We start from the raw sequence: 12675 nt of genomic DNA on the forward strand, positions 1-12675 counted from the left end.
TCCTGGTTGGGCGGGGATTTAACGTATGATGACCTCATTTATCAAGTGGCACCCGCATGCAGCGGCCAGCCCGCCGTACGCTCATCGCGCATATCGCAAGGCAAAAGGGCGCAACGGGTTCACCGCGACGCCCTTTTGTGCCTTGCAGGAGGTCCGATAAGCCAGCAGGGAAGTTGGCTTAGCAGATTACAGGCGGTACATGATGCTGTCGTTCCAGAAGCGATCGAGACGGGTCAGCAGTTTGTTCATCTGCGTGAACTCGTCGGTGCCGATACCGCCGACCTTGTCGATCGAAGCGACGTGGCGCTCGTAGAGCTTGGCGACGGTTTCCGCGATCTCCTGGCCGGTTTCCGTCAGGCTGATGCGGACCGAGCGACGGTCGATGCGCGAGCGCTGATGGTTGATGAAGCCTAGGTCCACGAGCTTCTTGACGTTGTAGGAGACGTTCGAGCCCAGATAGTAGCCGCGGGAGCGAAGTTCGCCTGCTGTCAGTTCCGAATTGCCGATATTGAAGAGGAGAAGCGCCTGGATGGCGTTGACGTCGCTGCGACCCTGACGGTCGAACTCGTCCTTGATGACATCGAGGAGACGGCGGTGAAGACGTTCAACAAGATGAAGGGATTCCATGTAAAGATCACGGATGCCCAGTTCCTGCTGGTCACGGAAGTTCGATACCGCCTGCGGCTTGATTTTCGTGTTCATGATGACTGCCTCACTGTTTGTTTGGCGGTGTTGGTTTTCTTCCCGCCTTGAGACAGACCCTATCGAATACAAATAAAATTCTACTTAAACCGCAGGCTTAACAGCGCCTTACCGAAAACCCATCGTTGTATCAGGGTAAATCAACACTTACCTGACGGCGACGTCGCCTCTCATACCAGAGGACAGCGCGGAATGCGCAATAGACCAGTGCGACGAACACGTGCAGCAGAATGACAAGGCGATTGGCCCCGAAGACGTCGGGCAGAAAGCCGTACATCGCAACCTGACCGCCGGCCGCAAGCACCCAGATAACGGGTCCCCAGGAGACCGCGAGCCACAGCCCCAGCGACGCCACCGGGAAGAGGACGGCAAGTGAAGTGCTCGCCACCTTCCACGGCAGGCTCAGCAGATCGAAGCGACCGGCGCCGACCAGTGAATAGCCGACGAGCATCGCCCAGTATTGCAGGCCGAACCAAAAGCATGAGATCGCAACCATCCTGAGGAACAGGACAAATAGCACGCTTGTCAGCGTCCGTTTGGGCATCGTCGGAGAATCAGAATCCATGGGCTCAACAATAGGGTTGCAATTGCGTCTTCGCCAGCCGCTCATCACCAGCCGCGTCCATTGCGGCCAATCGTCCGGTTTGGATTTCGCAAGCGGCATGATATTGAGCGCAGCGACAAATGGAATGGCTGAAAACGGAACGACCATGCAGGACAAGACCCACCTCGTCGATGAAATAACCGGCCACCGCCGTATGCGCCGCAACCGCAAGGCAGACTGGACGCGCCGGTTGGTGCAGGAAAACAGGCTGACGGTGGACGATCTCATCTGGCCAGTCTTCGTGGTGCCCGGTTCAGGCATCATCGAACCGATCCCGGCAATGCCTGGCGTCAATCGCATGAGCGTCGATAAACTGGTCGAGGCAACGAGGGAGGCCGCCGATCTCGGCATTCCAGCAATTGCGACCTTCCCGAACGTTGAGATGGAACTGCGTGACGAGACCGGCTCCAACAGCCTGGAGGCCAACAATCTGATCAATCAGGCAACCGCCGCGATCAAGAAGGCCGTGCCCGGTATCGGCGTCATCACCGATGTCGCGCTCGATCCGTTCACAAGCCACGGGCACGACGGCATCTTGCGGCACGGCGAGATCGTCAACGATGAAACCGTGGAGCAGGTTGCCCGGGCCGCCGTCATGCAGGCGGATGCTGGCGCCGACATCATTTCCCCATCCGACATGATGGACGGTCGGATCGGCGCAATCCGCCGGGCGCTGGATGCCGCCGGTCACCAGAATGTCGGCATCATGAGCTATGCCACCAAGTTCGCATCCGCTTTTTATGGTCCGTATCGCGAAGCGATCTCTACCGGTGGCCTGCTCAAGGGTGACAAGAAGACCTACTATATCGATCCGGCAAACGGCACCGAGGCGATAAGGGATGCCGCGCTCGACGTCGATGAAGGCGCCGACATGCTGATGGTCAAGCCCGGCCTCCCTTACCTGGATATCTGCTGGCGCATGAAGGAAGCTTTCGGCCTGCCGACCTTTGCCTATCAGGTCTCCGGCGAATACTCGCAGATCAAGGCGGCAGCGATGAACGGCTGGATCGACGGCGACCGCGCGATGCTGGAGACGCTGCTGGCCTTCAAACGCGCCGGTTGCGACGGCGTGCTCACGTATTTCGCCGTCGAGGTCGCGAGGATTCTCGCAAAACGCTGACGTCGCTGCCGTCGATGTTGCATTTGAGGCCCGCGATATTATATTTTGGTCATCCCCTCTCGAAAGGAGACCCGTAAAGATGACGCTCAACCCAAATCCGCTCTATGCCGCACCGGACGATTGGCGCGCCTATAGCGGCACGCTGAGCCGTCGGGTCTTTGCATTCATTCTCGACTACGTCGTCATCCTGCTGCTTTGCATTCCTGCAGCAGTGGTTCTGTTCTTTCTCTCGATCGTTACGCTTGGATTGGGCTTTTTCCTCTATCCAGCTCTCTTTCTGATCGTCGCGGGCCTCTACTTCGGTTTCACGGTTGGCGGCGCGAACCAGGCTTCACTCGGCATGCGTGCCATGGGCATCGCAATCATGCGAATCGACGGGCAGCGGATGGATTTTCTGTTGGCGATCGTGCACCTGGCCTTGTTCTGGATCCTGAATTCGGTTTTGACGCCGTTGATTCTGCTGGTTGGCCTTTTCACCGAGCGCAGCAGGCTGATCCACGACTTCCTCGTGGGCACCGTCACCGTACGCACAGTCTGAAATCTCAAAAAAGCCGAACTAAAGGTGGACCACCGGTCTTTGCCGAGGATGCGTCCGCACCATATCCAAAAGTATGACTGACAACGGCGGACATGAAACCGCCCCGCTGTTGACGTTTCCTATTCTTAAGTCATGCTGTCATATGAGCGTCTAACCAAAGGAAATTTCCGCAACAGATGAATACGCAGACAACGCCATCACCGCAGTTTTATCTGACGGCTCCGGCTGGCTGCCCTTATCTGGCCCATGAGATGGAACGCAAGGTGTTCACACATCTTGTGGGTCCGCGCGCAGCGGAAATGAACGATATCCTGACGCAGGGCGGATTTCGCCGATCACAGAACATCGCCTATCGTCCGGCATGTGAAGCGTGCCGCGCCTGCATTTCCGTCCGCATCCTGGCACAGGAATTCCAACCGACGAAGTCGATGAAGCGCGTGCTTGCGGCCAACTCCGATATCATCGCGACGGAGTTTCCGGCGCAGCCCTCGAGCGAGCAGTATTCGCTCTTCCGGCGCTATCTGGATTTCCGCCACCAGCAAGGCGGCATGTCCGACATGACAGTGCTCGACTACGCCATCATGGTCGAAGATACGCATGTGAATACAAAGATCATCGAGTATCGCCGCCGGGAGGAAGGGTCCGGTCTGGAAGCGCGTCCCACCGGAGAACTTGTCGCCGCGGCCCTTACGGACACGATGAGCGACGGCCTGTCGATGGTCTATTCCTACTTCAATCCCGATCTCGATCGCCGCTCGCTCGGCACCTTCATGATACTGGACCACGTCAGGCGCACAAAGGCGCTGGGGCTACCGCATGTCTATCTCGGTTATTGGGTTCAAGGGTCACGGAAAATGGACTACAAGACCCGCTACCAGCCGCAGGAGCATCTGACTCCGCGCGGCTGGGAGCGTTTCGATCCCTCGACGATGCCTGAAAGCCCCCACGACTGATGACTCTCCCCCTCCTTTCCGATCATCGGAAAGGCCTGCTGCTGACGACGATCGGTGGTCTTGCCCTTTCCATGGATATTCCACTTGTGCGCCTCGCACATGGCGACATGTGGTCGATTCTGGGTATGCGCAGCATCGTGACGGTTTCGGTGACGCTGCTGATCATCTGCGTGGTCCGATACGTCAAAGGAGCATGGCCAACCCTTGTGCCCGGGCGCCATGGCATTGCCGCGGGATTGCTCTACGGCGTTTCGACCTTGACCTTCCTGCTTGCCGTCTTCAACACGGCGACGGCCAATGTGGTGTTCATCGTCGCCTTCAATCCAATGTTCGGCGCGCTGTTGTCGTGGATCTTCCTGAAGGAGCGTCCATCGGCTTCCACGCTCCTGACCATGCTGGTCATGATTTTCGGTGTCGGACTGATTGTGCGCGACGGACTGACGGCTGGACACATGTTCGGAGACGCGATGGCGCTACTCAGCGCATTCATCCTCGCTTCCGCCATCACGCTCGGCCGCGCCTCGCGACGAGATATGGGATTCGTTCCGCTGTTGGCCGCGGTATTTCCGGCCGTGGTAGGCTTCGCAAACGTCATGCCGGGCGGCCTGACGATCGAGCACCCGGCCTGGATAATCTTAAATGGCGCACTTCTGATGCCAGTGGCATTCTGGTGTCTTGCCACTGGGCCGCGTTACCTCTCCGCGCCGGAAGTCGGAATGTTCTATCTTCTGGAAACAATCCTTGCGCCGATCTGGATCTGGCTGATTTTCGCAGAAACGCCGTCGACGATGACACTTGTCGGCGGCGCGATCCTGGTTTGCGCGATTATGGCGCACTCGCTTTGGATGGTTCGGAAGACGCCTGCGCGACGTGCCCTGGCACATTAATCACATGCATCGCCTCAAGCTCCCGCTCGAGTCCATCCATCACGTGGATCCAGCCGGCGCGAGTCTGCTCTTCGGCATGCCCCCATTCCGCGCACATTTCGTGTGACAGCGTCAGACGCGTGCCTTCGGACAGCGGTTCGATGTCGATTTGTATACGATCAGCGTTATGGTCATGCTCGGCCGCGGAGAAGCAGAAGACCATCCGCCTCGGTCTGCGCAATTCCAGAAATACGCCGTAGTGAACCGCGTCGCCGGTCGGCCGTCGATCGATGACGAGAAAATGGCCGCCGATACGGGGTTCGATATCGGCGCGTATTACGCGCCCCTCGTCGCTGGCAAAAAGGAAACGCTTTGCTATTTCCGGATTGAGCCAAGCGTCATAAACCGCGCAAGGCGCAGCATTGTAGGTATGGGTGACACTCAAGGTAATCGTATTGCAGGCAACCATCAACGTACCTCCGTGATCGGACATGCCGCTTCATGCAAAAGCGCCACATACGATCATTCCGTCCGCCTTCGGAATGATGCTGTCCATTTTGTGGATACTGGACAAGTTAGGGGAGTTGCCCGGATCGCCAAGAGCGGGACAACGATATATTTCACCCAGCGAATTTGCCGCTGCGCGGAAAGCCCTTCGGAACGGTGCGGCCCGCAGAGGCACGATCGGCCAGCCATTCGGCCAGTTCATCCTTGTTCTTAGTGAACGTGCGGCCAGCACTGTCTTCCCAGACGAGACCGTCAGCGATCGCAAAGCAGCGAACGTCGGAAATGCCGCCGTCCTTGTAGCGCTGCAAGCGTACACCCTTGCCACGCGACATCTCCGGCACCTGCGACAACGGAAACACGAGCAACTTGCGATTCTCGCCAACGACCGCCACGTGGTCCCCGATGACGGGAACGAGCAGCTTTGTCTCCTCAGGCATGGAAACATTCATGATCTGCTTGCCCTTGCGGGTGTTGGCGACCATGTCGGCCTCGACGACGACGAAGCCGTTGCCAGCCGTTGAAACCATCATCTGCTTGCGCTGCGGATCATGGACGAAAGCGGTCAGCACGTCCTGATCGTTTTCCATGTCGATCATGATGCGCAATGGCTCGCCGTGGCCACGACCGCCGGGGAGCTTGTCACCGCCAAGCGTGAAGGCCTTGCCGCCCGTCGTGACGATTAGAATCTTGTCGGTAGTCTGCGCCGGAAAGGCAATCCTCAAGGCATCACCTTCCTTGAAGGTGAGCGTCGCCGTATCGGAAATGTGTCCCTTCAGCGCGCGGATCCAGCCTTTTTCGGAAACGACAACGGTGATCGGCTCCTTTTCGATCATTGCCTGCTGGATCGCTTCTTCGTCCGTGTCAGGCGCTTCGGCGAACTGTGTGCGGCGGCGGCCAAGCTCGGTTGCCTTGGCGAATTTCTTCTTCACTTCGCCGATTTCCCAGGCAACGGTCTGCCACTGCTTGTCTTCGGAAGCGAGCAAGGCTTCGATCTCGCCCTTCTCCTTGGTGAGCGCGTCGAACTCTGTACGGATCTCGAATTCTTCCAGCTTGCGCAAGGAGCGCAGCCGCATGTTGAGGATCGCTTCGACCTGTAGCTCGGTCAGTGACCAGCGGGCGACCATTACAGGCTTCGGCTCATCCTCTTCGCGGATGATGCGGATCACCTCGTCGATGTTCAGGTAGGCGATCAGCAGGCCACCAAGGATCTCCAGCCGCCGGTCGATGGCGGCAAGACGGAAGCGCGAGCGGCGCTGCAGCACCTCGCGACGGTGATCCAGCCATTCCTTGAGCACTTCGTTCAGCGCCATGACACGCGGAATGCGCCCCATGGACAGAACGTTCATGTTCAGCGGAAAGCGGCTTTCCAGCTCCGTCAGCTTGAACATGGATTCCATGAGAATGGTCGGGTCGACCGTGCGGTTCTTCGGAACGAGCACGACGCGGACGTCTTCGGCCGACTCGTCGCGGATATCTTCGAGCAAGGGCAGCTTGCGCGCGATCAGCAACTCGGCGATCTTTTCAATCAGCCGGGACTTCTGCACCTGGAACGGAATTTCGGTGACGACGATCTGGTAGCCGCCGCGGCCGAGATCCTCGATCTGCCACTTGGCGCGAGTACGGAAACCGCCGCGGCCCGTCTTGTAGGCTTCGATGATGCTCTTGCGATCATCGATGATGATGCCGCCGGTCGGGAAGTCCGGACCGGGAATGAACGATTCCACCAGCGTCTCGACTGTTGCATCCGGATGCTTGATCAGATGCAGAGCCGCGTCGCAAAGTTCATGGGCGTTGTGCGACGGGATCGAGGTCGCCATGCCGACGGCGATGCCGGAGGAGCCATTCGCCAAAAGATTCGGGAACGCGCCGGGAAGGACCACCGGTTCCTGATCTTCCTCGTTGTAGGTCGGGCGAAAATCGACTGCATCCTGGTCGATGCCCTCCAGCAACAGCGAGGCCACATCGGTCATGCGCGCTTCGGTGTAACGATAGGCAGCGGCGCTGTCGCCATCGATGTTGCCGAAGTTCCCCTGCCCGTCGACGACGGGATAACGCTGGGAGAAATCCTGTGCGAGGCGGACCAATGCATCGTAGACGGACTGGTCGCCGTGCGGGTGGAACTTACCGATGACGTCGCCGACGATACGGGCGCATTTCTTGAACGACGAGTTGGAGCGGATCCCCATCTCGCTCATGGCGTGGATGATGCGGCGGTGAACCGGCTTCAATCCGTCGCGAACATCGGGCAGCGCGCGGTGCATGATGGTCGATAGCGCATAGGCGAGATAGCGCTCTTCGAGCGCCGCCTTCAGATCGATCGGAAGAATGCTGTCGTCGTCTCCGCCTGAGGGCGGCAAAATCTCTTGTCCCATAAGCCTTGAGTAGCCGAGATGCCGGTTCCGAGCAAGGAATCCGGGCTTTCCGGCTGTGGATGACGCTGTCGAAAGGAAGAAAAGAACGGGCGGAAACGCTTCCGCCCGAATTTGGACTTTGTTTGCTTATCCCTTCAACACAAATTTAGAAGTCCGCAAATATAAACCGCCATCGATCCATAGTAGATTGACGGCCAATTCCACATCGCCACCAGAGGACGACCAATGACATTTTACCGGACGACGCGGCTTATGCTTTCGGGCGTGGCCTTTCTCTCTCTCGCCGGTTCCGCCTTCGCGCTAGATGGCCAGGACCTGCTGAAGAAGATCAATGCGGCCTATACGCTCCAGGGTGGAACGATCGTTGCCGACGGCGTTGATGTGGATGGCACGACAGTGACGCTGAAGGCGGCAAGCTTCAAGCCGAACAGCGGCGCGGCGTTGGCGATTGGCGATATCACCCTCACCGGCGTCGAAGAAGACGAAGATGGTGGCTACTATGTCGAGGAAGCAGCCTTCCCGGACGTCAACACCACGAATGATGGCGCGACGCTGACCGTAACCGATCTGGCGCTCGGCGGCATTTCAATCCCGGCAGACCCGAAGGGCGAAGGTCTTGATGCCATGCTGCTCTACGAGAGCGCCCACAGCGGCCCGCTCAAGGTCGTCAAGGACGGTGCCGAGCTCTTCTCGCTCGGCGGCGGCGACGTCAACCTGACGCTCCGTGAGGACGAGTCCGGATTCGATTTCGACGGTGCGTTCAAGAGCTTGAAGGCCGATCTTAGCAAGGTCGCCGATCCGCAGAGCAAGGAGGCGATCGACAAGCTCGCACTCCAGCATGTCAACGGCGATATCAACATGAAGGGCGCCTGGGACCTGACGCCCGGCACAGTGGATATTTCCGAGTTCGCCTTCGACTTTTCCAATATCGGTAAGCTCAATCTTGCCTTCAAAATCTCGGGCTACACGATGCCTTTCGTGAAATCCCTTCAGGAAGCCGCCAAGCAGGCGGAAGCCAACCAGAACAAGGAAGAGGCGCAGCAGGCACTCGGCCTGTCGATGCTGGGGCTGCTGCAGCAGCTGTCGTTTGAAGGCGCACAAATCCGCTTCGACGACGCTTCGATCACAAAGCGCGCGCTCGACTACGCCGGCAGCCAACAGAACATGTCGGGCAAGCAGATGGCGGATACGCTGAAAGCCATGGCTCCGATCATGCTGTCGCAGTTGAACATACCCGAGTTGCAGAATGCGCTCGCTGCAGCGGTGAGCACGTTCCTAGACGATCCAAAGAGCCTGACTGTCAATGCCGCGCCGGCAAAGCCGGTGCCTTTCCCGATGATCATGGGTGCTGCCATGGGTGCGCCGAACACGCTGCCGCAGGTCCTCGGCGTCAAGGTTTCGGCCAACGACTGATGCCGTGGCGGCGGGGTCAGGAAAGCCCGGTTCGCCGGGCTTTCTGTCTTAAAGGCGTTGGACGCGCATGGTGCTAGCCACCTTGGGGATAGGTTAGCACCACGGCGGCGGTGACCGACGTCAGAACCCAGTAGACCGCGATCCAAGCCGGTTTGTGCTGAGCCCTCGTCCACGGCGCGAAGTAGAAGCGTCTGGTACGTTGAGCAATCAAGCCGATCGCCAAAAGAGATGCCGGAAAGCAGACCAGCAACCGCGTAACGAATGGTGAAAATACATCGCGCAGGATGTTCACGAGCGTATCGCCGGCGGCGAAGTACACCCCAATGCACGCGATACCGTAAATGACGATCGTCGCCAGAAACATGAAATAGACCAGCGTCGTGAATTTGGCCGTGTCTTCCCTGATCGTCGTGTTGGGACTCGCCATTATGCCGACAACGCCGGCCACGAACATGAAGGCATAGCAGGCGCCGGTCGCAATAAGATTCGTCAGCAGGTCGTTTGGCGCGGCGGGAACCAGAGCACGGCCAATCGTCAGAACAAATCCACCGACGAAGCAAAGCGCCACTGCGTCGAATACCAATCGAAAGTTCTTCCGCCGCATGAGATGGTGCGGCACGCGAAGCTCTATCACCGAATCGAGGACATCATTGGCAGCGGGAGTCCCTGGCTTCGGAGCTCTCGCCATCACACGCTACTCCTGCTCGTCAGGTTTGCGGTTCCAAACCAGCTTCCAGCTTTGTTTGCGGCCCTCAAGCACTTCTTCAAGGTCCGCGTACGGACCTGGGAAATCGAGATCAACCACTGTCACCTGGGTCCGCACCGCAGCCTCCGCAGGCGTCACCGTAAAGCAGATAACCTCTCCGTTCCGCGGGTCCGGATTTTCGTAGTATTTCAGTGTGGCCCGCAATCCCACTATGGCTTCATCGCTCCTGATGCCGGCCCACGCGGGCTTGCCAAGCAGGAGCGCCAGCCAATTGCCTCCACTTGGAATCGGCTTGACTTCATCGAAGGAAAACACCTTCCGCCGCAACCTGTCGAATGTGTCGCGGTTTTCTCCAGCACGGTACCGATAAGCCGTATGAAACCGATTCAGGACGCGATTGATGTCCTTGATGTTGGAATGGATGTCCTGGTAAACTTGAATATCGACCTTGCCGTTCATCACTTCGACGCGACGAGGCTCTTTGCCTTTGACATCGATCTGCGCTGCGGTCCGGCTCAGTCGGACGTCGCGGTTCCTTATGTCCGTACCTTTTGCGACATCAACGACCTTGAAAAGGGTCATACCACCAGTGTTGTCGCGTCCGCCCTTTATGCCATAGGCGAAAAGGAGACTTTTATCGGGCGCGTCATAGCGGCCTGCGGTGGCGAAATTCCACCTGCCCTTGCCGTCTGCGTTGTAGACGTAGAGCTTTCCGTCTTGGATCAATCGGTCAAAACGGACGCCGCAGCTATCATTCTTGCCAAGAGCAAGCGACGGTAGCGCAAAGGCCATGCCGGCGGCCAATAAAGCGATATTCCTCATGCCCGTTCCCCCAATTTGAGAAACTAGGCGCACAAAACACTGCAAGCGTCCACAAACCGGCTACAATCTGAGATTGCGCCAGCCTTGTAGGGAACCACCACTTTTTTGCAGATCGACCTGCGATCTTGAAATCAGTCCTTCTTGACCGGCGGGATCGGGCGGATCGCCAGTTCGCGCAGCTGCGTCGTGCTGGCTGGCGACGGGGCGCCCATCAGAAGGTCCTGTGCCTGCTGGTTCATCGGGAACAGCGAGATCTCGCGCAGGTTCTTGGCGCCGACAAGCAGCATGACGATGCGGTCGATACCGAAGGCAGCGCCGCCATGCGGAGGCGCACCGTACTGGAAGGCACGGTAGAGGCCGCCAAACTGCTCCTCGACTTCCTGCGCCGACTTGCCGGTCAGTTCGAATGCCTTGACCATGACTTCCGGAAGCTGGTTACGGATCGAGCCCGATGCGATTTCGAAGCCGTTGCAGACTGCGTCGTATTGATACGCTTTGATCGTCAGCGGATCCTGGTTCTGCAGCGCGTCGAGGCCGCCTTGCGGCATCGAGAACGGGTTGTGGGCGAAATCGATCTTCTTTTCGTCTTCCAGCCATTCGAAGAACGGGAAGTCGACGATCCAGCACAGCTCGAAGCGATCGCGATCTATCAGGTTCAGTTCGTCGGCGGCGCGGTTACGGGCTTCGCCCGCGAACTTGTAGAACTTCGATGGCTCGCCGGCGACGAAGAAGCAGGCATCGCCCGCATCAAGGCCAAGCTGGGTGCGGATCGCGTCGGTGCGCTCTTCGCCGATGTTCTTGGCGAGCGGGCCGGAGCCGGCAACCTTTCCGTCTTCTTCCTTCCAGAAGATGTAGCCGAGGCCCGGCTGGCCCTGGCTCTGCGCCCAGGCGTTCATGCGGTCGCAGAACGCACGCGAACCACCGGTCTTGGCCGGGATCGCCCAGATCTCGACCTTCGGGTTCGAGGCGATCATGCCTGCGAACACCTTGAAGCCGGAGCCGGCGAAGTGATCGGTGACGGCTTCCATGACGATCGGGTTGCGCAGATCCGGCTTGTCGGAGCCGTATTTGCGGATCGCCACGTCGTAAGGAATACGCGGCCATTCCTTGGTGACCGGCTTGCCTTCGGCGAATTCCTCGAAGATCGAGGTCATCATCGGGCCCATCGTGTCCCAGATGTCTTCCTGCTCGACGAAGCTCATTTCGAGGTCGAGCTGGTAGAATTCGCCCGGCAGGCGGTCGGCGCGCGGGTCTTCATCGCGGAAGCAGGGAGCGATCTGGAAATAGCGGTCGAAACCGGCCACCATCAAGAGCTGCTTGTACTGCTGCGGCGCCTGCGGCAGCGCGTAGAATGTGCCGGGGTGAATACGCGACGGCACCAGGAAGTCGCGTGCGCCTTCCGGCGACGAGGCCGTCAGGATTGGGGTGGAATATTCGGTGAAGCCGACATTGCTCATTTCGCGGCGCATCGAGGAGATCACCTGGGTGCGCTTGACGATGTTCTTGTGCAGCGTTTCCCGGCGCAAGTCGAGGAAGCGGTACTTCAGGCGCACATCTTCCGGATAATCAGGTTCGCCGAACACAGGCAGCGGCAGTTCCTTGGCGGCGGAGAGAACTTCGATCTCCTGCGCGTAGAGTTCGATCTCGCCAGTTGCCATCGTCTTGTTGATGGTGTCGTCGGTTCGGGCCTTGACGAGGCCGTCGATGCGGATGACCCATTCGCCACGGACGACTTCGGCCGACTTGAAAGCCGGGCTATCGGGATCGGCAACGACCTGAGTGATGCCGTAGTGGTCGCGAAGGTCGATGAAGAGAACGCCACCGTGGTCACGAACACGGTGAACCCAGCCGGAAATCCGGACATTGGCGCCAACGTCCGACTTGCGGAGGGCTGCACATGTGTGGCTGCGATAGCGATGCATCATCTCAATTCCCGGTATCTGGCTTAAAGACGGCGGCAAGGGGCTCTGATGGCTCTCCCGCACCGACAAGAAAATCGGGCGGAAAAGCGCATGGACGGCCTGATTTGTCAAGGGTTGGCGCAAGCAGCATAAGCTTTGAACGAGGTTTAT

The 12675-nt window shown here is 58.7% G+C and carries 12 protein-coding genes; 5 read left to right on the forward strand and 7 right to left on the reverse strand.

Going from position 1 to position 12675, the window contains the following annotated elements; translation table 11 throughout:
• Window positions 1–186 precede the first annotated feature (186 nt).
• Complete coding sequence (locus ASC90_RS08605) at window positions 187–702, reverse strand: MarR family winged helix-turn-helix transcriptional regulator (protein ID WP_056538295.1); 516 nt, start codon at window positions 700–702, stop codon at window positions 187–189.
• Between the two features lie 130 nt (window positions 703–832).
• The gene (locus ASC90_RS08610) at window positions 833–1267 is read right to left on the reverse strand and encodes a DUF6163 family protein (protein WP_056538399.1); all 435 of its coding nucleotides are present in this window, start codon (window positions 1265–1267) and stop codon (window positions 833–835) included.
• Between the two features lie 145 nt (window positions 1268–1412).
• Here ASC90_RS08610 and hemB point away from each other — a divergent pair, with 145 nt between their 5' ends.
• The 4 genes from hemB to ASC90_RS08630 all read left to right on the forward strand — a co-directional run bounded on the left by hemB (window position 1413) and on the right by ASC90_RS08630 (window position 4804).
• Window positions 1413–2426, forward strand: a complete 1014-nt coding sequence (hemB, locus tag ASC90_RS08615; protein ID WP_056538300.1) for a porphobilinogen synthase — start codon at window positions 1413–1415, stop codon at window positions 2424–2426.
• A gap of 79 nt (window positions 2427–2505) precedes the next feature.
• Window positions 2506–2964, forward strand: a complete 459-nt coding sequence (locus ASC90_RS08620) for an RDD family protein (protein WP_056538303.1) — start codon at window positions 2506–2508, stop codon at window positions 2962–2964.
• 176 nt (window positions 2965–3140) lie between these two features.
• Complete coding sequence (locus ASC90_RS08625; RefSeq protein ID WP_056538305.1) at window positions 3141–3917, forward strand: arginyltransferase; 777 nt, start codon at window positions 3141–3143, stop codon at window positions 3915–3917.
• A complete protein-coding gene (locus tag ASC90_RS08630) occupies window positions 3917–4804 on the forward strand; it encodes a DMT family transporter (protein ID WP_056538307.1) in 888 nt (295 codons plus the stop codon). Before ASC90_RS08625 ends, ASC90_RS08630 begins: the two co-directional genes overlap by 1 nt.
• Here the strand turns inward: ASC90_RS08630 and ASC90_RS08635 are convergent.
• Both ASC90_RS08635 and parC read right to left on the reverse strand, forming a co-directional pair.
• Window positions 4743–5276 (reverse strand): SRPBCC domain-containing protein, encoded by a 534-nt coding sequence (locus ASC90_RS08635; RefSeq protein WP_056538309.1) that lies wholly within the window; start codon window positions 5274–5276, stop codon window positions 4743–4745. The two genes, ASC90_RS08630 and ASC90_RS08635, sit on opposite strands and share 62 nt — an antisense overlap.
• A 127-nt stretch (window positions 5277–5403) precedes the next feature.
• Window positions 5404–7662, reverse strand: coding sequence for a DNA topoisomerase IV subunit A (gene parC / locus ASC90_RS08640; RefSeq protein WP_056538313.1), 2259 nt, complete (start codon window positions 7660–7662; stop codon window positions 5404–5406).
• Window positions 7663–7887: 225 nt separating this feature from the next.
• Here parC and ASC90_RS08645 point away from each other — a divergent pair, with 225 nt between their 5' ends.
• Complete coding sequence (locus ASC90_RS08645) at window positions 7888–9075, forward strand: hypothetical protein (RefSeq protein ID WP_056538316.1); 1188 nt, start codon at window positions 7888–7890, stop codon at window positions 9073–9075.
• A 73-nt stretch (window positions 9076–9148) separates the two neighbouring features.
• Here the strand turns inward: ASC90_RS08645 and ASC90_RS08650 are convergent, their stop codons facing one another.
• The 3 genes from ASC90_RS08650 to aspS all read right to left on the reverse strand — a co-directional run bounded on the left by ASC90_RS08650 (window position 9149) and on the right by aspS (window position 12525).
• Window positions 9149–9763 (reverse strand): hypothetical protein, encoded by a 615-nt coding sequence (locus ASC90_RS08650; RefSeq protein WP_056538320.1) that lies wholly within the window; start codon window positions 9761–9763, stop codon window positions 9149–9151.
• 6 nt (window positions 9764–9769) lie between these two features.
• Window positions 9770–10603 carry a hypothetical protein gene (locus tag ASC90_RS08655; RefSeq protein WP_156392883.1) on the reverse strand — a complete coding sequence of 278 codons (834 nt, stop codon included), beginning with the start codon at window positions 10601–10603 and terminating at the stop codon, window positions 9770–9772.
• 131 nt (window positions 10604–10734) lie between these two features.
• The gene (gene aspS, locus ASC90_RS08660; protein WP_056538402.1) at window positions 10735–12525 is read right to left on the reverse strand and encodes an aspartate--tRNA ligase; all 1791 of its coding nucleotides are present in this window, start codon (window positions 12523–12525) and stop codon (window positions 10735–10737) included.
• Window positions 12526–12675: the final 150 nt, after the last annotated feature.

The organism is Rhizobium sp. Root1220, from assembly GCF_001426265.1.
Taxonomy (GTDB): domain Bacteria; phylum Pseudomonadota; class Alphaproteobacteria; order Rhizobiales; family Rhizobiaceae; genus Rhizobium.

Excerpts from the sequence above, each read along its gene's own strand:
- ASC90_RS08620 (WP_056538303.1), top strand. The coding sequence starts at position 2,506 with ATGACGCTCAACCCAAATCCGCTCTATGCCGCACCGGACGATTGGCGC.
- ASC90_RS08630 (WP_056538307.1), top strand. The coding sequence starts at position 3,917 with ATGACTCTCCCCCTCCTTTCCGATCATCGGAAAGGCCTGCTGCTGACG.
- hemB (WP_056538300.1), top strand. The coding sequence starts at position 1,413 with ATGCAGGACAAGACCCACCTCGTCGATGAAATAACCGGCCACCGCCGT.
- ASC90_RS08635 (WP_056538309.1), bottom strand. The coding sequence starts at position 5,276 with ATGTCCGATCACGGAGGTACGTTGATGGTTGCCTGCAATACGATTACC.
- ASC90_RS08610 (WP_056538399.1), bottom strand. The coding sequence starts at position 1,267 with ATGGATTCTGATTCTCCGACGATGCCCAAACGGACGCTGACAAGCGTG.
- ASC90_RS08645 (WP_056538316.1), top strand. The coding sequence starts at position 7,888 with ATGACATTTTACCGGACGACGCGGCTTATGCTTTCGGGCGTGGCCTTT.
- aspS (WP_056538402.1), bottom strand. The coding sequence starts at position 12,525 with ATGCATCGCTATCGCAGCCACACATGTGCAGCCCTCCGCAAGTCGGAC.
- parC (WP_056538313.1), bottom strand. The coding sequence starts at position 7,662 with ATGGGACAAGAGATTTTGCCGCCCTCAGGCGGAGACGACGACAGCATT.
- ASC90_RS08605 (WP_056538295.1), bottom strand. The coding sequence starts at position 702 with ATGAACACGAAAATCAAGCCGCAGGCGGTATCGAACTTCCGTGACCAG.
- ASC90_RS08625 (WP_056538305.1), top strand. The coding sequence starts at position 3,141 with ATGAATACGCAGACAACGCCATCACCGCAGTTTTATCTGACGGCTCCG.
- ASC90_RS08655 (WP_156392883.1), bottom strand. The coding sequence starts at position 10,603 with ATGAGGAATATCGCTTTATTGGCCGCCGGCATGGCCTTTGCGCTACCG.
- ASC90_RS08650 (WP_056538320.1), bottom strand. The coding sequence starts at position 9,763 with ATGGCGAGAGCTCCGAAGCCAGGGACTCCCGCTGCCAATGATGTCCTC.